The organism is Haloarcula sp. KBTZ06 (assembly GCF_048595605.1).
GTDB classification, from domain to species: domain Archaea; phylum Halobacteriota; class Halobacteria; order Halobacteriales; family Haloarculaceae; genus Haloarcula; species Haloarcula hispanica.
The window spans coordinates 215,481-236,071 of sequence record NZ_CP184339.1 but is presented as its reverse complement, the minus strand read 5'-3'; the positions used below and the strand labels follow the sequence as shown (position 1 = coordinate 236,071).

General features: G+C 55.3%; 16 protein-coding genes. 12 read left to right on the top strand and 4 right to left on the bottom strand.

The features are described from left to right. The first annotated feature begins 675 nt into the window (after positions 1-675). Entirely contained in the window at positions 676-1,920 is a 1,245-nt protein-coding gene (locus tag ACNO8S_RS17665; protein ID WP_004594978.1) for a Cdc6/Cdc18 family protein, read from the top strand. A 537-nt stretch (positions 1,921-2,457) separates the two neighbouring features. On the opposite strand, the gene ACNO8S_RS17660 is transcribed toward ACNO8S_RS17665, so the two are convergent. After that, a complete protein-coding gene (locus ACNO8S_RS17660; protein ID WP_014030998.1) occupies positions 2,458-2,814 on the bottom strand; it encodes a HalOD1 output domain-containing protein in 357 nt (118 codons plus the stop codon). A gap of 550 nt (positions 2,815-3,364) precedes the next feature. Between ACNO8S_RS17660 and ACNO8S_RS17655 the strand changes: the two genes are divergently transcribed. Further along, positions 3,365-3,781: a hypothetical protein gene (locus ACNO8S_RS17655; protein ID WP_236627531.1), complete on the top strand. Its 417-nt coding sequence runs from the start codon at positions 3,365-3,367 to the stop codon at positions 3,779-3,781. Positions 3,782-3,809: 28 nt separating this feature from the next. Here the strand turns inward: ACNO8S_RS17655 and ACNO8S_RS17650 are convergent, their stop codons facing one another. Further along, positions 3,810-4,409 (bottom strand): TetR/AcrR family transcriptional regulator, encoded by a 600-nt coding sequence (locus ACNO8S_RS17650; RefSeq protein ID WP_008311719.1) that lies wholly within the window; start codon positions 4,407-4,409, stop codon positions 3,810-3,812. 483 nt (positions 4,410-4,892) lie between these two features. Between ACNO8S_RS17650 and ACNO8S_RS17645 the strand changes: the two genes are divergently transcribed. The 3 genes from ACNO8S_RS17645 to ACNO8S_RS17635 all read left to right on the top strand — a co-directional run bounded on the left by ACNO8S_RS17645 (position 4,893) and on the right by ACNO8S_RS17635 (position 10,089). Next, positions 4,893-6,827, top strand: coding sequence for a COG1361 S-layer family protein (locus ACNO8S_RS17645; RefSeq protein WP_014031001.1), 1,935 nt, complete (start codon positions 4,893-4,895; stop codon positions 6,825-6,827). 27 nt (positions 6,828-6,854) lie between these two features. After that, positions 6,855-9,347, top strand: coding sequence for an efflux RND transporter permease subunit (locus ACNO8S_RS17640; protein ID WP_151104058.1), 2,493 nt, complete (start codon positions 6,855-6,857; stop codon positions 9,345-9,347). A 145-nt stretch (positions 9,348-9,492) separates the two neighbouring features. Beyond that, positions 9,493-10,089, top strand: coding sequence for a TetR/AcrR family transcriptional regulator (locus ACNO8S_RS17635; RefSeq protein ID WP_014031003.1), 597 nt, complete (start codon positions 9,493-9,495; stop codon positions 10,087-10,089). Between the two features lie 265 nt (positions 10,090-10,354). Here ACNO8S_RS17635 and ACNO8S_RS17630 read toward each other — a convergent pair whose 3' ends face one another. Beyond that, on the bottom strand, positions 10,355-11,011 hold the full coding sequence (locus ACNO8S_RS17630; RefSeq protein ID WP_008311726.1) for a lactate utilization protein: 657 nt from the start codon (positions 11,009-11,011) through the stop codon (positions 10,355-10,357). A 545-nt stretch (positions 11,012-11,556) separates the two neighbouring features. Between ACNO8S_RS17630 and ACNO8S_RS17625 the strand changes: the two genes are divergently transcribed. From ACNO8S_RS17625 to ACNO8S_RS17615, 3 genes are read left to right on the top strand one after another with little or no spacing between them, the layout of a single operon-like run. After that, positions 11,557-12,768, top strand: coding sequence for an ABC transporter substrate-binding protein (locus tag ACNO8S_RS17625; RefSeq protein WP_044952784.1), 1,212 nt, complete (start codon positions 11,557-11,559; stop codon positions 12,766-12,768). Positions 12,769-12,772: 4 nt separating this feature from the next. Next, positions 12,773-13,885 carry a FecCD family ABC transporter permease gene (locus tag ACNO8S_RS17620; protein WP_014031006.1) on the top strand — a complete coding sequence of 371 codons (1,113 nt, stop codon included), beginning with the start codon at positions 12,773-12,775 and terminating at the stop codon, positions 13,883-13,885. Next, positions 13,885-14,844 (top strand): ABC transporter ATP-binding protein, encoded by a 960-nt coding sequence (locus tag ACNO8S_RS17615; RefSeq protein WP_014031007.1) that lies wholly within the window; start codon positions 13,885-13,887, stop codon positions 14,842-14,844. Before ACNO8S_RS17620 ends, ACNO8S_RS17615 begins: the two co-directional genes overlap by 1 nt. A gap of 216 nt (positions 14,845-15,060) precedes the next feature. On the opposite strand, the gene ACNO8S_RS17610 is transcribed toward ACNO8S_RS17615, so the two are convergent. Further along, on the bottom strand, positions 15,061-16,017 hold the full coding sequence (locus ACNO8S_RS17610) for a bile acid:sodium symporter family protein (RefSeq protein WP_050038460.1): 957 nt from the start codon (positions 16,015-16,017) through the stop codon (positions 15,061-15,063). A 517-nt stretch (positions 16,018-16,534) separates the two neighbouring features. Between ACNO8S_RS17610 and ACNO8S_RS17605 the strand changes: the two genes are divergently transcribed. From ACNO8S_RS17605 to ACNO8S_RS17590, 4 genes are all read left to right on the top strand, one after another. Beyond that, positions 16,535-17,476 carry a UbiA family prenyltransferase gene (locus tag ACNO8S_RS17605; protein ID WP_023842980.1) on the top strand — a complete coding sequence of 314 codons (942 nt, stop codon included), beginning with the start codon at positions 16,535-16,537 and terminating at the stop codon, positions 17,474-17,476. Between the two features lie 167 nt (positions 17,477-17,643). Then, entirely contained in the window at positions 17,644-19,293 is a 1,650-nt protein-coding gene (locus ACNO8S_RS17600; protein WP_225308153.1) for a histidine kinase N-terminal 7TM domain-containing protein, read from the top strand. Positions 19,294-19,519: 226 nt separating this feature from the next. After that, complete coding sequence (locus tag ACNO8S_RS17595; RefSeq protein ID WP_023842982.1) at positions 19,520-19,810, top strand: sulfurtransferase TusA family protein; 291 nt, start codon at positions 19,520-19,522, stop codon at positions 19,808-19,810. Next, on the top strand, positions 19,807-20,505 hold the full coding sequence (locus tag ACNO8S_RS17590) for a DUF2270 domain-containing protein (RefSeq protein WP_014031012.1): 699 nt from the start codon (positions 19,807-19,809) through the stop codon (positions 20,503-20,505). Before ACNO8S_RS17595 ends, ACNO8S_RS17590 begins: the two co-directional genes overlap by 4 nt. Positions 20,506-20,591 lie beyond the last annotated feature (86 nt).

Below are 20,591 nucleotides of genomic sequence, written 5' to 3'. Positions count from 1 at the left end.
CTGTTCTAGTGGGACAGTTGAGAAATCATGCGCCGATTACTGCGGACATTGTGGTGTTGCTTCGCCTGGGCCACACCACGATGTCCGCTGTTCTAGTGGGGGTGGACACGAGAACAGCGGACACGGCGGTGTGTGCTTGAACAATAGAAGCGCTATAAATTGGCCACAGAGAGTCTGAAGACCGTAAATTAGGCGAGGAATGGGAGAGAACACTCCCACCCCACTTTGTCCGCTGTTCTTCAAAAGAGAGGGAGGGGGGAAGGAAACAGCCTCATTTGATTCGAAGGGTAGTCAATTTAGAACAGCCTGGATACTATCTGAACTTCATCTAGATAGAATCTAGACAGTTTAGATTTTACTTAGTCTCAACTAGATTGTGTCTAGATACTACCCAAATCTTATCTAGACTAGTGAGAGCGTCAAGTATTGCTATAGCGTCTTTCTCTATAGCTATTAAACTGCACTACGGTCTAGCTCTCAGCATAGTATTATAAACTTTTCCTTAATGAATAGTTTTTCTGAGTTACCCCCACCTACCGTTTTCTAGTTACTGCGGACATAGTGGGGTGGGAGGGTCCCGCCATTCTTTTATAAGCAATAGAACAGCGGACACTCCGGACACTGCGGACAGGGGTGGTTTTATGTATGTTCCTTCCAATACATCAGGCAACGACTATGGGGATGTTCGAACGCGACACCGAGATCTACTTGGACCGGGATGCCCTCCGGGAAGACTATCAGCCTGAGAACCTCGTCGGGCGTGACACTGAACTAAACCGGTATCGAGCGGCTCTCCAACCCGTAATCAACGGTGAACAGCCCAACAACATCTTCTTGTACGGTAAAACGGGGGTCGGCAAGACTGCTGGTACGCGGTATCTAATTGACCATCTCGAAGAAGACGCAGCGAAATACGAGGATATCGATCTCACGGTAAAGATGCTAAACTGTGATGGCCTCTCCAGTAGTTATCAAATCGCGACCCGACTCGTCAACGAATTCAGGGACGAAACGAGCCAGATCAGTACGACAGGGTATCCTCGTGCAACAGTGTATGACATGCTGTGGACCGAACTCGACTCCTGTGGGGGGACGATCTACATCGTGCTCGACGAAGTCGACCACATCGAAGACGATAGTATTCTCTATCAACTCCCGCGTGCGCGAGCGAACGACAACCTAAGTTCAGCGAAGATCGGTATCATCGGTATCTCGAACGATTTCTCTTTTCGCGATGACCTCTCCCCGAAAGTCAAGAGTTCACTCTGTGAAGAGGAGATCCAGTTCCCCGCATACGACGCGAAGGAGCTGATCCAGATCCTGCAACAGCGCGCTGATGTAGCGTTTCACGACGGCGTCCTCGAAGACGGCGTCATCGAGCTGTGCGCTGCGTACGGAGCGAAAGACGCCGGTGACGCGCGGCAGTCCCTCGACTTGCTCATGAAAACGGGCGACCTGGCCCGCGACAAGGATACGGATACGATTTCGGAAGATCTTGTTAGAGAGGCCCGCGACGTTCTGGAACGAGGCCGGATTCAGGAAGGTATTTCGGGACTGACCCAACACGGTCATCTGGTCGTGTACGCAATGGTTACGCTCGACCAGGAAGGGAAGACGCCGGCCCGGACACGGGATATCAGACCTCGATACACGAACTTCGCCGAAAAGGCAGGGATCGATCCGCTTGTCCCACGCCGGATGCGTGATCACCTCGGCGAGCTGTCGATGTTAGGTATAATCTCGGCGATCGAGCGGAACGAGGGACGACGTGGGGGAACCTATCGCGAGTACTCTCTCGAAATGGACCCGGAGATGATTCTCGCAGCGCTTGAGAAGACTGTCGACGATGTTGGAATCCACAAATCCGTCACTAACCTCGTTGATAGCGAAGCGACGCTTTCGGACTTCCAGTCCACTTAGGAACGGCGGACATGGTGGTGTCGAAACCGATTGATACGTAGCGGTTTTCAGGAGATAGAACAGCGGACATGGTGGTGTTGCCGCCGGTGATTGGAAGCTTCTATCTTCACTTCAAGAGCGTGTAGAACTACGGACACGGTGGTGTCTAATGGTACCGACGCTACCTTTGATGCCATAATCACTACCGCGGAAGCTACCGATATATCTTTTGAGAATCAAATTTGTAGAATATGTTTGCAGCTACCCCCCTCTTTCAGGAGAGCCATACTGGATACTAGTTTTCCGGGTCAAACGATAGCTTGTTCGAAAATCGGGGACTCTCTCGTCCATCACTGGGAACGAATCTCTCATTTAACCTATCTCGTAATCCCCTCCCGGCACAGCCCAATCGGACCGATTATTGTAGACTGTCGTGGTCTGGGCCTCCGGTGGTAAGAAGTATGCAATTCAGGCGGTGGACCTTTTGGGATATATCGGCAGTGGAGTGCATATGCAAGGAGGCTACCAACCCAGACGAGATGTCCTGTACCCTCGCGATTAGTTCTTTCTTGCACGGCTGGCGTCAGCGGCCGACAGCTGGATCACACCGTCAGCGCGAACTGTGACGATAATGTTGCGGTATCGAAAGGTGATGTTCTGGCTCGCTGAGCCGATTGACTGGTCTGGCTGTGTACCGAATAGTAGTGTCTCAATGGCATCGACATCGATGTAGTCGTGCAACGGCGACTCACGATATGGTTCTGTTCCCGACTGATCGGCAACGGCCTGAACAATGACCGTAGCAAGCTCCTGGTCGCTGGTTGGATCGTACTGAACTTCAGTTAGAGTGCCGTTCGCTCCCACAAATAGTCCCTCATCCCCATCAGCCTCGTCGCTCTGGCTGTCGTCAGTCATCCACCTAGTAAACAACTGGAACGTACATATAATACATGTATGAATATTCGGGCATAATAACTACTCTCTTCAATCCAATCTTGAATGCGCTAATAGCCATTTTGCTGAGCTATACGGTATAGCTATATTACACTGCATTTATCAGTCTATACACACTCAATGAATCCATTCGTGATCAGAGTGGGATATATGTGATAACAATTGTCATGAACTGGTCGGTAGTATCTGCCCGTTGAGGATATCCGCCCCCATGCATCAACTACCCAGACGGAAGTTACTCGGAGCCATGTGTTCGGGATTGATCGTACTCGCCGGTTGCAGCGGCGAGCAAAATAGTGGATCAGATGAAACAGAGAGTGGCGGCGGAGCCGAACCGTCGCCTGAACCCGGTGAGACAACCGGTACGGATACATCGGCGGTCAGCGGAGCCGACGACAGGTCAGCACAGTTCGGACAGGTCACGCGGTTCCCAGAATCGTACGCGATGACAGCTACAATGCAGTCCGGAGGGCAGACCGTCGAGATGACTGGTCGTTTCTATCAAGGGGATATGTACTGGTCGTTTGACCAGCAGGGACAACAGATGGAAATGTACCGTATCGGGAACAGCACGTACACCGTTACTGGAGGGCAGTGTCTCCGGGGAACGATGCAACAGGGGATGGACCGTGACGAGGTTGATCCGGGTCAGTTCTCCGACCAGCCGGAGGAAAACCCAGACATCACGCCGGTCGGCCGGGATACCATCGATGGCGAGGAAGTGTTGGTGTATGAACTCTCTCAGGACGGCTCTCAGGAGCCGGTCACATACTACATCCTCGCGGACTCCGGGTACCCGCGACGCATCGAAGCCGAGTCAATGCGGTGGGACTTCCACTCGTGGGGTTCGGTCGAGCCGATCCGGAAACCCGAAGGAGACTGCCAGTCGATGCCCGGCGGCGGCATGACGGCTGACGGGGGCAGCTAATCGCTCAGCAGGACCTGACTTTGACCGGCTATTCAGAAAGTAAACAGTTCTCGACATACCGCCGAAATTCGGCTCTCACATCGTCGATAGTCTCCTCGTCACTGGTAATCCGTTCCGCCTGAATGCCGACTAAAACCGTGTGGAACAGCGCGGCTGTCTGAGATGGGTCTTCGACATCAAATGCGCCTGCATCAACACCCGCCCGGATGACACGGGCGATTTGTTTTCGAATAAAGTCATCACTTCTGCGAAAGAGGCGATTGTAATCGTCGTCGTGTGCCGCTTGCGCTCGCAGTTCAATTACAGCCTGCGAAAACTCGACATCACTGTTGCTGCTGGTGCCAAATATTTCGTCAACGATTATCTCGATATACTCTTCAGGGGATTGGTTGGGCAGCGGGACCTGATTCTCGACCTGTTCCAGCATATAATCTAGGAGGTCTACCAACAACTCGTCCTTATTGTCGTAATGATGGTATATGAGCGATTGGCTCTTCCCAAACTCGTCACCTATCTTTGAAATAGTAAGATCCGCGTACCCGTGCTGACGTAACGCATAGAATGTAGCTTCAAGTATCTCCTCGCGGGTTCCATCCGGGTTCTGGAAAAAGGATATCTCGTTAGTCATCTTTACGTCGACCGTTTCCTGCTTGTCTACTACGGTTCAAATGGCTCACGGTTTCACCACTCTCTGTAGAGTACTAGACCAATCTGGGTTGTATTTTCTATCATTGAACTGAGTAACGGGTACGGTTGTAGATAACTATATGATTGACTATATATTCAATAACCTTAAGCGTATTGTGGTCCGCTGTCTCAACGGAGCGCACTGGACTGTCCTCAAGCTCACTGTACTCGTACATACATTCCTCCGCTGCCTCACCTCCTAACACCCCATAAGATCTGTAGACCCTGTGTTGACATCGGTGGATGGCGAGGTAATGGTGGCTTTGACTGAACACCAGTTTTCCCTCTGGCCCCGAAAGATACGAAAGCACTATATGTGATTGAACGTTTAGTCAACACCACCAAATGGCTACTCACAAACGAAGAATTCCGAGACGGAGTGTCGCTAGCAACGAGACACGGTTTGAACAAATCCTCAAGTAACATGGCCTCTACAAAGTATAAACTGCTACTTCTGGCTGTAATCGGGATTACCGTCACCAGCGGAACGGCAACCGCTGCGGTCGTTGGGAGCCCCGATATTGCGGCAACGCTTGAAGATGATACCGTCGCTCCGGGTGAACAAAAGACCATAGAAATTTCACTGGTCAACAGCGGGGAACTCGATAGTGGCTCCACTCGAAATCCGGCGTTGAACAACGAGGTAACAACGGCAAAGGGGCTTACTGTGTCACTCGGTTCTGGTGACGCACCCATTTCAGTGAAAAATTCGAAACGAAGCCTCGGCACGCTACAGGCGGGGCCGAAGACGACAGTGCCGTTCGAGATCAGCGTGGACGAAGACGCTAGTTCCGGTACGTACGACGCACAACTGAGACTAAACTATAAGCATACAAGCTACATTTCCGAGGGAACAGGGGCACGAGACGAAGACAGAAAAACTCGCACCGTTGATATTGAAATCGACGTCACCGATGATGCCACCTTCAATGTGACTGATATTGACTCCAATGCACGCGTTGCCTCAACAGGTACGGTGGCAGTTAGCGTCGAAAATACCGGAGATAGCGCCGCACGGGATGCCGCGGTAACGCTCCAATCACAGAATCAGGACCTCGCTGTCAGTGGCGGCGATGCCACCTCACGATTCGTTGATGAGTGGGAACCGGGAGAAGTCCGGACGTTCAACTACCGTGTGAGTTCTGCCGAAGCCGCGGAACCGGAGTCGTACGGATTTGAGCTGTCGGTTGCATTTGATAACGAGGATGGCCTCCGGACACAATCCGTGGGACAGTCCGTCGCAGTCACACCTGACCCGGAACAGCAGTTCTCGGTTGTCAATTCAAGCAGTTCTGTCGCCGTTAGTAACACAGGAACGTACGAGGTTCAACTCCGCAACACAGGCCCGTTGACCGTGAATGACTCCTCGGTTACGTTTGTCTCAGAGAACGCGGATATAACGTTTGGAAAGAGCTCCTCAACAACCGCCTATGTGGGGGAATGGGAACCCGGAGCAGTTCGGACTGTTCGCGTCGATACAACAGCGAGCCCCGATGCCGAGGACCGAAGCTACGCGCTGTCGGCTAACGTACAGTATGAGGATCAAGAGGGCGATACCAGTACCTATGACGATGTCCGGCTAAGCCTCAGTCCTGCGCCTGAGCAGAACTTCGACGTGTCTAACGTCGAAACGTCACTCCAGGCTGGCGAAGACGGCTCACTCAGTGCAACCCTCACAAACACTGGAACGCGTGACGTCGAGAACGTCGTCATCGCATGGGAAAGCCAGCAGTCGACACTGTCGCCAAAAGAATCACAGTACGCTGTTGGAGATCTCGATGCAGGCGAAACGGCCAACTTCAACTTCGGCGTTGACGTGTCCAACAGCGCGGAGGCAGGCGCTCGGCAGTTTGACTTCGGAGTGAGCTACCGCGACGATAACGGCGACAGGGTTGAAGCAGATACACTCGAAGTTCGCTCACAAGTGGCTGGCAGTCAGGACGAATTCGACATCGAAGTGGAAAATTCAACGCTCGGTGTGGGCCAGGACCGGTCAATTACGTTTACAATAACCAACACAAAGAACAAAACACTGACCAGCATTGAGGGGAAGGCGTTCGTCAATGATCCGCTCAGTAGCAGTGACGATGAAACGTTCATCGCTGAACTGGCTCCCGGAGCGTCAGAAACGGTCTCAGTCCAACTCTCGGCGGGCAGCGACGCGCTAGACAAGACCTATCCGCTCAATCTGGACTTCCAGTATGAGACGCCTGACGGCGAAAAACGGGTTTCGGATACCTACAGTCTCCCGATAGAAGTCACGGACCAGTCCGGGGACGGTGGGACGCCACTGTGGCTGGTTGGTGGCATTGGACTCCTTGCCGTTGTTGGCGGCGTCGTCTGGTACAGGCGGCAGTAACCGTCTGAAGCTAACATCTATGTCACAATGCTAGAGTATCAGAAATACATCGACGTATTAGACGATTGGATTGTCAACCGTGACAAGACAGTCGTCGCTGTGTTCATCGTCACAACGCTCATTCTGTCGGCGGGTTTCGGCATGACTGCGACCGACTCAGGGACATCACAGTTCACTGACGGCGTTCCCGCACAGGAAGCGTTCGACGAGGTCAACGACAACTTCGAGCGCGAACCGTTCGGCGAAGGTACTGGCTCTACGACGCTTATCCAGAAGGACCAGAACGTCCTGTCGAAGCCGGCTATCCTCAACATGCTGAAAGCACAGCACCGGCTCGAACAGCGCGAATCACAGGACGTCGTTGGCACGACGAGTGTCGCACAGGCCGTCGCCCAGACGCTCAACCCGGACGCAGAGACACTGCCCGAACAGATCGATACCGTAGAAGCGGCCTCACAGACGGAGATTAAGTCCGCCACCCGAACCACACTTGAGCGCCAGCCGGCAGTTGCAGGGCTACTCAGCAACGATCTAAACCGAGAGGAGCCGTCGGCATCTGCAACACTGACGACTGTCACACACGAGGTTTCAGGTGTCTCAAGCAGTGCTGGGACAGAGGGGTCATCACCACTGACGCCCATTCAGCAGGAAGCGGAGTTCATTGTCAGCTCGGTTGACGGTGATATCTCTGTCTTCGGCAGTGGACTCATCTCCGCAGAGCTGAACAGTGTTATCTCCGATTCGTTGGGACTCGTCGTCCCAGCCGCTGTTGTCCTGATTCTGTTCTTCCTTATTATCGCATACAGGGATCCGTTTGATCTGCTGATTGGCCTCGTCTCCCTTGCGATGGCGATTATCTGGACATTCGGGTTCATGGGATGGGCCAGTATCCCCTTCACGCAGATGCTGATCACGGTCCCGCCGTTGCTCCTTGCCATCGGGATTGACTTCGGGATTCACGCTGTGAACCGATACCGCGAAGAACGGATCGAGGACGTCGAACCAACACCCGCGATGCGGACCGCAACTGACCAGTTGCTCCCAGCGTTCTTTATTGTGACAGGAACGACAGTGCTGGGATTCGCCGCAAACGGGACTAGCCAGCTCGGTCCGATCCGTGACCTCGGGTTCGTGGCCAGCGTCGGGATCATATTCACCTTCCTCATTTTCGGTATCTTCCTCCCGTCGTTCAAGCACTTCATGGACCGGCAGCGTGTGCGATACGACCTCCCCGAATTCAGTATCGCGCCGATCGGCTCTGAGGACTCCGCAGTCGGCAAGTCGCTAACTGTCGGCGTGACAATCGCCCGCCGAGCCCCGTACATATTCTTTGCCCTCGTCCTGGTGTCTACGGCGGCCATGGGGGCGTATGGAACTGGGATTGATACCCGGTTCACCACTGAAGACTTCCTCCCACCGGAGGAGAACCCCGGATACGTCGAGGTTCTGCCGGAAGCTGTGGCTCCGAGCGAGTACACAGTCACGAAGCAGATAAATTACCTTGAAGACACGTTCGAGAGCGGTGAGAGTGACACCGTAACGATATACGTCGAAGGGTCGTTACAGGACGGAACGGCGCTCGAGGAGATCCACCGGGCGAACCAGGACCCACCCGACTCCTTCGTTACAGCCGGCGGGAGTGCAGATACCACAAGCATACTTACGGTGATTAACCGCTACAAGCGTGCTTCACCCGAGTTCCGCCAGCTCGTCGAACAGAACGATCAAAACGGTAACGGTGTCCCCGACCAGAATCTCCCGACCATCTACAACGCGCTGTATGATTCGCCGTACGGCGACCGGGCGGAGTCGTACATGACTGATGACTACGCGCGAACGCGCATCGTGTATTCCGTCGAGTCTGATGCGAGTCAGCAGGAAGTGACAGATGATACGAGAGCCGTTGCGGATGAGTTCCGGATGGAAGCGACCGCAACCGGCAGTGTTGTGGTATTGAAAGCTGTCTCGGACGTAATCGCTGAATCTGCGTACATAAGTCTGGCTCTCGCAATTCTCGCGTCTGCAGCGTTCCTGTTTTTCGCCTACTGGCTACTTGAACGGCGTCCCGGGCTGGGCGCTGCGAACCTCGTGCCGATACTGCTCACTATTGCCGCCTTGGCCGCGACAATGCGGTATCTGGATATCCCGTTCAACGTCCTCACCGGAACGACGTTATCAATCGGAATCGGGCTTGGTATCGATTACTCCGCTCACCTCGTGCATCGGTTCTCGGAGGAGTACCGTGGCGATACTGGCTTGCTCGAAGCACTCGACATTAGTGTCCGGGGAACAGGTGGTGCGCTGGCGGGTAGTATGGTCACCACCACATCTGGAACCGGCGTGCTCGTCCTCGCGGTTGTCCCGATCTTGGGCCAGTTTGGATTGTTAATTGCAGTCAGCGTTCTCTATTCGTTCGTGGCGTCCATACTGGTCCTCCCGACGTCAATCGTCATCTGGGACCACGGTCGCGGAACGCTTGAGACACTGCTCTCATCGCGCTCGACACGGAGTGTGAACTAATGCGGCCCGCTCGTTTCGGTTTCCGCCCACCTGTGGCACATGATGAGCAAATTGAGCGGCTTGAGAAAGATCGCTCCGAGGCAGAGCCTGAGGAATTGGCACCGTGCTGTCAAGCTATCTACGATCAGAGCGGAGGACTGTCTGTATGACTACAGATGGTGACGCTCTGGGTGCAACTGAAAAAGAGATTATGCACGCAACCCATCGAGCGCTGGTAAACAGTGGATACGCTGAACTCTCCATCTCGCTTATTGCAGACGAACTCGACAAGGCCAAATCGACGATATACCACTATTACGACTCGAAAGACGACCTGCTAATCCGGTTTCTCAGATTCACTGTTGACCGATTCGAGGCGACAATCAACACGACCATCGGTGACCACCCGAAAGAGGACCTCCATCACATCATTACGACACTCCTCCCGTGCCAGCTAACCGAGGAGAAACGGCAGCTTCACAGCGTTTTAGTTACGCTCTCCCCGCAAGCGCTGGATCAGGAGGTGTTTCGCGAACAGTTCACCGAGATTGATATTCGACTTACTGCAATCATCGAGAAAACTGTTCGTCGAGGGATAGAGGCTGATGTGTTTCGCGATGTGGATCCGACACACATGGCCGAGCACATTCTAGCAATGATTAAAGGAACGATGTATAGCCGCCTCACGACCAATCGCGAAGCCGCAACAGGAGCAGCGAAAGCCTCCCTATTTTCGTATATCGATTCGCATTTGATTTCGTAGCGCCTGTCGCCATGGTCGTCGCCGAATTTCCTCTCTCACACGGCTTGGACCAAGCCGGTCAATAGCTCTTTCCGGCGGAGTGCGGAGCACAGAAACGTACCCCGGGCTGCTATAGTACAATTGAAACGAGTTACACACTGATCGGACTGCCGTCGTGCGATCAGGTATGCATTGATTTTCAATGGTTACTATAGTTCTCCGATACTGTGCTTAGATCGGCAACGCAAGGCGGCGGGACCGATTACCACCCTCTGTTGTACTGCAGTCAGTAGCCGAGGTGCTCGCGGATGAGCACAACGGTAGTGCGATCCTCTTCGAGCTCCTGGCGGAGGATGAGCTGTTTGGCAATCGCGGAGTCGACGCCGTAGGCCTCCTTCGCGCGCTCGTTTTCGAGTGGGTACGCGACGTTTTCCAGTCGGTCGAGCGCGTCTTCGAGTGTCGGCACGATCTTGTTCACGCCGCTGACGATGACCACGTTACTGGCAGCGAACGGATACGCACCGATACGGCTCCCCGAGCGGTCTGCCGCGACGAGTTCGCCGGTCTGGGAAATACCGTTGATGCCACCGAGGAAGTAGTCGGCCGTTTGCGACTTCCGGCGGGCGGCCTGCCGCTCTGCGTCGTCGTCGATACTCCAGATCTCGTCGGGGAGGCTCTCCCACTCGTGGTCCCCGTCACTCAGGTACTCGACGAACCCGATCTCTTCGAGCGTCGTCGAGTGGCCGTTCATCACAGACGCCTCTGTAGGGATGAGTGACTGAAGTTCTGCGAGCGCATCATCAGTCGAGTCAACGACGATGACATCGAACCCGTTTGCCTCGAGGTTCTCGACGGTCTGCTCAATGGTCTCTTCCGAGGCCAGTTCGTCCAGTGATTCGTCAATATCGGCGTCGTCTGCGTACTCTGATTTCTGTTGAGACATATTGTTTCGCGGTAGGTGTATCAGCGTCAACATGAAGGCGTAGCTAGTACAAAAGTGCTCGCGGACACCGATGTCTGGTAGTTACATCGGTGATACCCCGATCACCTGACTGGGTGTGACACACGGCTGTACTTTGTCCGGAAACAGCACGAGGTCTCTGATTGCTGACTGCGATATCAAATGCTGAAAACCGGGGGGTAGCATATATTGCCCTCCATTCATCATGTTATGCTATCAATGCAAATGGCTCGTAAGGAAACTACAGACACTATCGGGACACCCTCGAAAATGGTACTGTTCTGTCCGGACTGTGATTTTGAGAGTGGTATGATCGGGGGCGACTGGGACGTTTCGAGCACCGGATATGCGACAAGCTATCACTGCCCGCAGTGCCAGCACTCGTTCAGCGTTTCCAATCGCCGGTGACGCCTGAGCAGTACGGGCGATGCATAGCGGCTCGATATTTCACGGTCTGAACATCGTACACACCGTGTTACGTCGAAAGGGAGGAATCACTAATCTGTTTTAGGCCCACCTGAAAAGCGATGACACGTAGACGCGAAGTACTTGCAGGTAGTGTCGGATTGGTGGCTTCCCTCGCCGGTTGTTCCAGTGGGAGCTCCGATGATGGAGGAACCACCGGGGATGGGGCCGCGAGTGCCCAAACAGACCAGGCCGAAGCCACGGCAGATACCGAGCAATCGACTCCGGAAAATTCAACGCCGTACACCGTCGAAATTGAGCCCCACGGCGAGTTCACGTTCGAAGAAGTTCCCGAGTCGTACTCGGTCATTCCCAGTGTCTACCTCGATATCGGGATGGCGCTCGGCATCCAGCCTACCGCCGCGACCGACATGGCACGGGCGCCACGGAAGTTCTACGACATCCTCCCCGACGTTACGTTCAACGAGGACGACATCATGGCGCTGGCGGCCGGCTCCGAGTCCGGCTACGACAAGGAGAACTTCTACGCTGCCGGCCCCGCTGTCAATCTCATCGACCCTCGGGGATTACGACGTTTCACCGACTGGGCGGACTCCGATATTCAGGAGATCGAGGAGGCCACCGGTCCGTTCGTCGCCTCCTCGATCCGCTTCGGCCCCGAACATCCCTTTGGGTACGAGCAGGAAACCTACCACGAACTCTACGACGTTTTCGAGAAGATGGCGGCGGTCTTCCAGTGCCAGGCCCGGTACCGGGCCTGGGAGTCGCTGCACGACGAGTTCATGGCGAACATCAGGTCTGATCTCCCCCCTGAAGACGAACGCCCCTCCGTCATTGCGGTGTGGCGCGGCGTAGACCCGACTTCCGGCCAGTTCTATCTCTCTGATATCCACAAATACCACAATCAGACCAAGCCCCTCTCACGGCTCGGGCTCAGGGACGGTTACGATGCTGAGATCCCTGGCGGTGGTACCGTCGGTTACGAGGAACTCCTCAACCACGATCCAGATTACATCGCTGCCGTGGGCCGGCTCACAACCGCAACTCACGACGAGTTCGTGACCAACGTCGTCGAGCCGTTCGAAAACAACCCGAACGGTCAGGACCTCACCGCCGTTCAGGAAGGTAACATCATCCGCATCGGCGGCCAATACCAGGGTCCTATCGTCGATCTTTTCGCCACGGAGGCCGCCGCCAAGCAAGTCTGGCCCGATCGCTTCGGCGAGTGGCCAGGTCCTGTCCGCGACGTCCCTGACGAAGAGAAACTGTTCGATCGCCAGGCGGTCAGTGACATCATCAACGGAAACATCTAACGCGATGGCGAAGGTATTCGACCGACTCACGAACCTACGCGCAGGAACTACCGACAGGTACGAGGTCTCAAAGCTCGCCCTCATTATCGCCGGCAGCCTCGCCGTCCTGCTCGGGTCGACGATACTGCAGGTGAGCTTCGGCGCGTACCCGTTGACGCTGGTCGAGGCGTGGCAGACGGTCTTCGACCCGACGGTACTGTCCAGCCTCGAAGTCTGGCGGTGGGCGTTTCTCGGTGCAGCGGTCCCGGAGTGGTTGACCCGCCAGCAACTCATCGTCTGGAACCTCAGGCTGCCCCGTATCCTCGTCGGCGTCCTGGTCGGCGCAAACCTCGCAGTATCGGGAGCGCTTTTTCAGATAATTACGCGCAACGAACTCGCGAGCCCGTACATCCTCGGCGTCAGCGACGGGGCTGGATTAGTCGTGTTGCTCACGCTAACACTCCTCACCGGACTGGTGCCGTTCCTACCGATATTTGCGGCTGCCGGTGGCGGACTCGCGTTCCTGCTCGTGTATGCTATCGCGTGGAAGAACGGTACCAGTCCCGTCCGACTGGTGCTTGCAGGTGTTGTGGTAGGCACCGTCTTCGGGTCCGTCCAGCGTGCGCTGTTTTTCTTCATCGACGATCTCGGCGTTGCGATGTCCGCGCAGGCGTGGCTCTCCGGGACTCTGATGAACGCTGGGTGGGCCGAGGTACGAATCGCGTTGCCGTTCACCGTCCTTGCGATGGCGCTCGCGTTCGCCGTTACGCAGGAACTGGATGTACTGGCACTCGGCGAGGACCGAGCGGACTCACTGGGGATGCCGGTCGAGAAAGTCCGGTTCGCTATCGCGGGGATCGGCGTTCTCTCGACGGCGGCTGCCATCGCTGTCGCCGGCCTCATCGGGTTCGTTGGGCTCATTGTTCCCCATATGGTCCGTAATCTCGTCGGTAGCGATTCGAAGCTGCTGCTTGCGGGGTGTCTGTTCCTCGGACCGGCGCTGCTGGTCAGTGCAGACGTGGGTGCACGGCTCGCCTTGAGCCCCGTCCAGTTGCCGGTGGGCGTCATCACCGGCATCGTGGGCGGCCCGTACTTCCTCTACCTGATGCGGAAGAAAACCGACCTGGGTGAAGTCTGATGGCTGACGGTCGGCCCTCACAGATGGACGGAGAGACAGTCGAACACAGGTCCGAGGCCGGAACACGAGCCGTCGATAGCGCCGGTGAAACGACATCGGAGTCGGCCGCAGAAATCGACGGGACCGATCTCGTTGTCGGGTACTCTGGACGGGACGAGCCTGTCATCGACGGCGAGTCGATCGCCGTCCCACCGGACGAAGTGACCGCGCTCATCGGCCCCAACGGGAGCGGGAAGAGCACGCTCCTGAAAGCGATGGCGGACAAGATTTCGCCCGACGACGGAACCGTCTTTGTCGATGGCCAGACGATCGACGAGTTCGGGTCCAAGGAACTCGCACGCAAACTCGGCTTGCTCTCCCAGGAGAACGTCGTTCCGACCGGTATCTCGGTGGGTGATCTGGTCGAGCGCGGACGGTACCCACATACTGGGTTCTTCGAGTCGCTGTCCGACGAGGACCGAGCCGCCGTCGACGACGCGATTCAACTTGCCGGCATTGAGAACCTCCGTGACCGCGATGTCGACAGCCTGAGCGGCGGCCAGAAGCAACTCGTCTGGATTGCGATGGCAATCGCTCAGGACACGGACGTGTTGCTGTTGGACGAGCCGACGACGTTCCTCGACCCACAGCACCAGCTGGAAGTGATGCAGATAGTCGAAACGCTCCGGGATGAGAGTCAGATAACGGTCGTCCTCGTACTCCACGATATCGCACAGGCAGCGCGGTACGCCGACAACATCGTCGCACTCAAGGACGGCTCGATGTACGCCCGCGGCCCGCCAGAGGAGGTGGTCACGAAACAGTTGCTTGCTGACGTCTTCGAGATCGAAGCGGCGGTTCTGGAAACCGAGTACGGGCTTCAGGTGATTCCAATTGACCCGGTCACCGACGCGCAGGCGGCACACACCACTGTTGGTCCTGTTCCCGAGGACGTTCCGGATACTGATCGGGAACCGTGACCGGTGGCAGCACCACTCAGACATCCAGAATTCGTCAGAATCGACATCACTGATCTTGTCGTCAGACGGTTCGGGGGGTACGATTACTCTGTTTGTTGAGAGAGCCGAACGGGTCCCCCGCTTTCCGGCTCCTCCATGTCCGTACGGCCCGGTCGCTCACCACTGGATGAGCGGATTTGATACCACCGAAAATCGGGTTACCGTGGGGAGCGAGCCTCAGTCGTCGCTTGGCACAGCCTCGACGGATTTCTGTCCGTCGTCCTGCCAGCTAAAGAAGCTTGCCAGCGCCGGCCCGGTGATGTTGTGCCAGACGCTGAACAGCGCCGGAATGAGTGCGGCTGCAGGCTCGAATAGCGTTGTCGCCAGCGCGACGGCTAGACCGCTGTTTTGCAGCCCCACTTCGAATGTACAGGTCCGAACGCGGTCTTTCGGCATTCCAGTTGCCCGCCCGACACCGTATCCCGAGCCAAGCCCGATCGCGTTGTGGGCGACGACCGCCACGAGCACAAGCAGACCAGCCGTGAGGATGTTGTCCACGTTCGCGCCAACGACGCCAGCGACAATCGCAACAATCGCGGCGACACTGATAACTGGGAACACGTCGGTGCCGATTTCAGCGGCTTTGGGCGAATAGCGGTCCAGCAAATACCGGATTGTGAACCCGAGCAACACCGGAATGATGACGATCTGAATGATGCTCTGAAACATCTCCGCAAAGGTGACGTTGATCTGTTCGCCGAGGGTAAACACTACCCAGGCCGGCATCACGATCGGCGCTGCAAGGGTGGTAAGCGTCGTGATCGCGACGGACAGCGCCACGTCACCCCGACCGAGATACGCCATCACGTTCGACGCGGTCCCACCGGGAGCGGCACCGACCAGAATGAGACCGATACCGACAGCGTCCGGAAGATCAAGGAGGACATACAGCCCGTACGCAGCGGCAGGCATCACCAGCCACTGCGTGACAGCGCCGATACCGATATCGACCGGTTCCTCGATTAGCCGGTGAAAGTCCGCCGGTTGGAGCGTCAACCCCATCCCGAGCATGATTAGCCCGAGCAGTGGGGACACGTAGTCCAACACTGGGACGAACGGGTCCGGCCTGACGAGAGCGATCCCTGCCAGAAGGATTACCCAGACAACGAAGTACTTGCTCGCAGCCCGACTCACCGCTCGAAGCGTCGATGTCGAAGTCACATATCTGGATGATGAACAATGTAGAAAAAGCTTACTTTGGATCTCTGTACTGTCGGACGACGAACACACAATGTGGGACGGCCGCTGGTTCTCTGGACTATAGTAACAATTGAAACGAGTTACACACTGATCGCACTACAATCGTGCGATCAGGTGTGCATTGATTTTCAATGGCTACTATCGCTATTGTTGGGATCGAGATTGATATCGACGCGCAGTGAGTCTGTCCGAGAGCGAACAGAGCCTCCCGTGGTGAACTGCTCACGGAGTGGTATCCACCTGGCCATTGATAGTATCGTCCAACCCGTCTACACTCAATCTATTCCATGGTCGCTTGCTCAGACAGCGCTTGGATAGATACGAAGATGTTCCGCACGTTTGACTATATTCTCATCCACGACGAAGCCAAACCAAACTTACTTCGACTTTTGAAGATATTTAATATAGGGTAGGACTTTACTGTATAGTTCGCCGATATTCTACTGCAGCTATGCCGACTGATGCACAAAACCCAGGCAAGCAGCCTGACATAGAGTCCGTGAGGAATCGCTCTTTGATTACAAAACTAGCTACGCTGACGAGACCAGTCAGGAATATATTTCTCTACAGTTCCGTGTATCTCGCAGTTATTGCGATGGCGGAAGCAGTCCTTGTGAGTGAACTACTGGCGCTCCCTCTAACGCCGGCTCCGATTGTGGCAGGACTGCTCACGTTCGCAGTGTATGGCAACGACCGGTTGGCAGACTTAGAAACTGATGCGAAAACGTCCCCCGCACGGACTGCCTTCGTGCGCCGATATCAGAACGGCTTCTACGTTCTGGCGGCTATCGCATACGGCCTTGCTGTGGCCCTGTCTGCATTGGGTGGGCCCATCAGCTTTGGTCTATCGCTGTTACCGGGTATGTGCTGGATTCTCTACGCCTGTGACTGGATCCCTACCCTTCCGAGCGGTACCCAGCGACTGAAAGAGGTCTTCCTTCTCAATTCAACTCTCGTCGCTGTAGTCTGGGCGCTCGTCATTGTGTGTCTGCCGCTAACGTACGTTGGTGCGCCCGCTTCTCCGGCGGTCGGTGTCGTGTTCCTGTTTTTCGTATTGGCGACGTTCGTCAATACAGAAATCCCGAATGTGCGCGATAAGGAGGGTGACAGCGAAATCGGCGTCCGGACGCTCCCGGTTGTGGTCGGTGTTCGCTGGACTAAGTATATCCTCTACGGAATCACGGGTCTAACAGCGGTTCTGCTCGGTGTTGCGTTTGTTGCAAACATCATTAATCTCAGGGAAGCGGTCGTTCTCTTAGTTAGTTTGCTCTTCCTGAATGGCGTCATCTTCTGTCTTAACCGAACCGAAAACGACAGTGCACTTGCGGTCGCAGCAGAGTGTACTCGCTTACCAGCGTTTGTTGTTGTGGTCTTCCCACTGCTCGGCCAGTAGCACTATCATATAAATTACCTTTATTTGTAAAGCAACTCTCTTCCGCAAGTATTCGGCCCTCTGATGGCGATTCTGTCAACCTTAGATACTTTCGAAGGCAAATAGGTTATAACGATGGCGCCCGATTAATCTTCAACATAGTTGTGTTCTCACTGACGCTGATGAAGATGGTGTTGGTCGCCACGATTGCGGTCGGCGTTACGGGCGGCCTCCTTGCCTGGAAAGAGCGCCCAGAACCCGGCGCTGACCCACTTATTCTGCTCCTGGCAGGCCAGTGCTGGTGGTCGGCCACGTTGATCTTCCGGATTGATGCAGCGACGCTGAGCTCGAAGGTTTTCTGGGTCGATGTCTCTTGGATCGGTGTTGCAATCATTCCGATAGCGTGGCTGCTTTTTTCGCTCGAATATGCTGGCTATACCGAGTATACGGCCCGCAAGCACATCCTGCTCTACTCGATCGTCCCTGCAATTACCGTCTTTCTGGGACTCACGAGCCACTCCCACCAGTTACTGTACACTAATTCGGTCATCATTCAGGAACACGGAATTGCGACGTTGAACAGAACGCCGGGTGTCTGGTTTTGGATTATAGCCGGCTATACGTATCTGCTGGGCCTTCTCGGGGCACTTCCGCTGTTGAAACTCGTTACGAGTCAAGTGGACCCGTTCCGCGGCCAGAGCTTAGCGCTCCTTCTCGGTCTTCTGGCACCCTGGGTGACGAACGTCCTCTTTTTGATGGGCTCACTCCCATCTGCCGGTGTCGATCCGACACCGATTGCCTTTGCCGTGTCCGGTCTCGCGTATCTGGGCGCACTCACCAGGTTCCAGCTCTTCGGTGCAAATCCGACGCCGATACGCCATGCTCGCAATTCGCTGTTTCAGCAGATGCAGCAAGGGGCTCTCGTGTTGGATACGCACGACCATATCGTCGATATGAATGACCAAGCTACCACTGCCCTGCAGACGACGCCCAACGAAGCCCTCGGCCGACCACTTGAACAAATCAGTCCGGATCTATCGGCGCTCGGTAGCGCAACACAGGCCGGGCAAACGATTTACCGTCCCAATGGGGTGTCCCAGTCGTACGACGTCTCCGAAAGTCTCGTAACAGATATCCATGATCGGACTATCGGCCGGGTCATTACCTTACACGATGTGAGTAACCTTCTCCGTGACCAGCAACGGCTAGAGGTTCTCCACCGGGTCTTCCGGCACAACATCCGAACGAACGTGCAAGTCATCCTCGGTAACGCTGCGTATCTAGCCACGCACAATAGTGAGTCGAAGGCCGCAACCCTGCAAGAACACGCCGTCGAAATCAATGAACTCGGGGAAAAAGTCCGTTCGGTTATCGATATCTTTGAACAAAGCCGGGAGGAACGAGATACTCTCAGCCTGAACTCTATTCTCGACGAGTGTCTCGACTCGACCAGCGAAGCGTATCCCGAGGTCACGTTCGAGTATGCTTCCGGGCAGGCCGATTTCGCGGTGGATTGCCTGTTTGATGTCGTCTGTCTGAATATCATTCAAAACGCCGCTCAACACAATACCTCTCCCGACCCTGTTGTGTCAATCGAGGTCGAACGGGACGGCGAATACGTTCAGGTCACTGTCCAGGACAACGGGCCCGGTATTGACTCCAACGAGCTCGCTCTCGTAGAACATGGCTCGGAAACGCCGCTAAAGCACGGGAGCGGATTCGGGCTTGCACTGGTTGTGTGGGGAACTGATATCGCAGGTGGGACCGTCGATATCGAGTCGAGTGAGACGACGGGAACGACTGTCATCCTACGGATTCCGATTCTCTCATCAAAATAAGTAACCGGGACGTTGAGAAGGTGGACGGTTCTTCCTCTGTGCCTGAGTGAGCACCGCTCTACAGTATTCAGTATCTTTCCATTATTGCACAATTCTATCGTTCCAAAACTTCAAAACCTATCCCGCAACCCCCTCCAAGGAAGCTTGTATATTGTATATATCCTTCTGAGACACTACCGTTGTGTTTTTATATGTGGCTGTAGTATTGAGAGTAAGAAACAATACTATGGCCAACCACGAACCTACTCAGATGCTGGGTGTCACCGGGGAGAACTGTCCGATGCCGGTCGTCAAGGCGAAACAAACCATTGACGAGCTATCGTCGGGTGAAAAAGCGAGCACGGACGTTCTCAAGCACTACGTCCGCACAACGATGACTACGGGACCTCAACAGGCGGCTACGGCAGATATACTACCTGACTATGACTGGAGAAATTCTGACAATAGTGTCGACTCGGCGCTGGCCGCCCAGCACACGACCGACTCGAATCTCCAGTCGCTCATCTTCCACTCATGACACGGGTCTCAAACAAGGACGTCGACGCGACCGACTCGACACATCGGGAAGTCGGCGAGGGCCTGCTAGAAGAGGATATGGGTCCGAGTTCAGCCATGGCCCATCTTTACCGCGGCGAGATCCATCGGATGAAGTTCTGGCGCGAGCGCCTCGACCGGACAACCAACTGGGCAGTGTTGGTAATCTCTGCAATCCTTACGTGGGCCTTTTCGCGGCCGGACATTCCGCATTACATCCTCTTGATCGGAACGGCCACACTTGCAGTGTTTCTGTTCATCGAGGCCAGGCGATACCGAGGTTACGATATCTGGCGAAGCCGAGTCAGAACACTGCAAGCAAACGTCTTTGCCTACGGGTTAGACCCCGCTGCAGGCGTGGCCGATCCGGACTGGCGCAAGTCACTGAGTGCCGATTACCGACAGCCGACGATCAAAATCAGCACGGAAGAAGCTATCGCGCACCGACTCCGACGAGTGTACCTCCCGCTTTTCACTGTCTTACTAACCGCCTGGCTCATACGAATTACCGTGTTCAGTTCCGGTTCGTGGACAGATAGCGCTGCTATCGGTATGCTTCCCGGCGTCGTCGTCATCGGCACTGTCGGACTACTATACGCCGCTGCAATCGTAGTCGCCGTCCGCCCCAGAACATGGCACGCAAAAGGAGAGCTTCGGTCCGAAGATCTCCGCCAATAGGTATTGACTGGAATTCACCGAAGTCCCACGGAAATTATGTAGCGATGGTGCATGCTGTGGGTCACATCGATCACGGACACGAAATA

What these genes read in the sequence shown, in the direction of transcription:
- ACNO8S_RS17665 (WP_004594978.1), top strand. Translation starts at nt 676, where the DNA reads ATGGGGATGTTCGAACGCGACACCGAGATCTACTTGGACCGGGATGCC.
- ACNO8S_RS17660 (WP_014030998.1), bottom strand. Translation starts at nt 2,814, where the DNA reads ATGACTGACGACAGCCAGAGCGACGAGGCTGATGGGGATGAGGGACTA.
- ACNO8S_RS17655 (WP_236627531.1), top strand. Translation starts at nt 3,365, where the DNA reads ATGTACTGGTCGTTTGACCAGCAGGGACAACAGATGGAAATGTACCGT.
- ACNO8S_RS17650 (WP_008311719.1), bottom strand. Translation starts at nt 4,409, where the DNA reads ATGACTAACGAGATATCCTTTTTCCAGAACCCGGATGGAACCCGCGAG.
- ACNO8S_RS17645 (WP_014031001.1), top strand. Translation starts at nt 4,893, where the DNA reads ATGGCCTCTACAAAGTATAAACTGCTACTTCTGGCTGTAATCGGGATT.
- ACNO8S_RS17640 (WP_151104058.1), top strand. Translation starts at nt 6,855, where the DNA reads ATGCTAGAGTATCAGAAATACATCGACGTATTAGACGATTGGATTGTC.
- ACNO8S_RS17635 (WP_014031003.1), top strand. Translation starts at nt 9,493, where the DNA reads ATGACTACAGATGGTGACGCTCTGGGTGCAACTGAAAAAGAGATTATG.
- ACNO8S_RS17630 (WP_008311726.1), bottom strand. Translation starts at nt 11,011, where the DNA reads ATGTCTCAACAGAAATCAGAGTACGCAGACGACGCCGATATTGACGAA.
- ACNO8S_RS17625 (WP_044952784.1), top strand. Translation starts at nt 11,557, where the DNA reads ATGACACGTAGACGCGAAGTACTTGCAGGTAGTGTCGGATTGGTGGCT.
- ACNO8S_RS17620 (WP_014031006.1), top strand. Translation starts at nt 12,773, where the DNA reads ATGGCGAAGGTATTCGACCGACTCACGAACCTACGCGCAGGAACTACC.
- ACNO8S_RS17615 (WP_014031007.1), top strand. Translation starts at nt 13,885, where the DNA reads ATGGCTGACGGTCGGCCCTCACAGATGGACGGAGAGACAGTCGAACAC.
- ACNO8S_RS17605 (WP_023842980.1), top strand. Translation starts at nt 16,535, where the DNA reads ATGCCGACTGATGCACAAAACCCAGGCAAGCAGCCTGACATAGAGTCC.
- ACNO8S_RS17600 (WP_225308153.1), top strand. Translation starts at nt 17,644, where the DNA reads ATGGTGTTGGTCGCCACGATTGCGGTCGGCGTTACGGGCGGCCTCCTT.
- ACNO8S_RS17595 (WP_023842982.1), top strand. Translation starts at nt 19,520, where the DNA reads ATGGCCAACCACGAACCTACTCAGATGCTGGGTGTCACCGGGGAGAAC.
- ACNO8S_RS17590 (WP_014031012.1), top strand. Translation starts at nt 19,807, where the DNA reads ATGACACGGGTCTCAAACAAGGACGTCGACGCGACCGACTCGACACAT.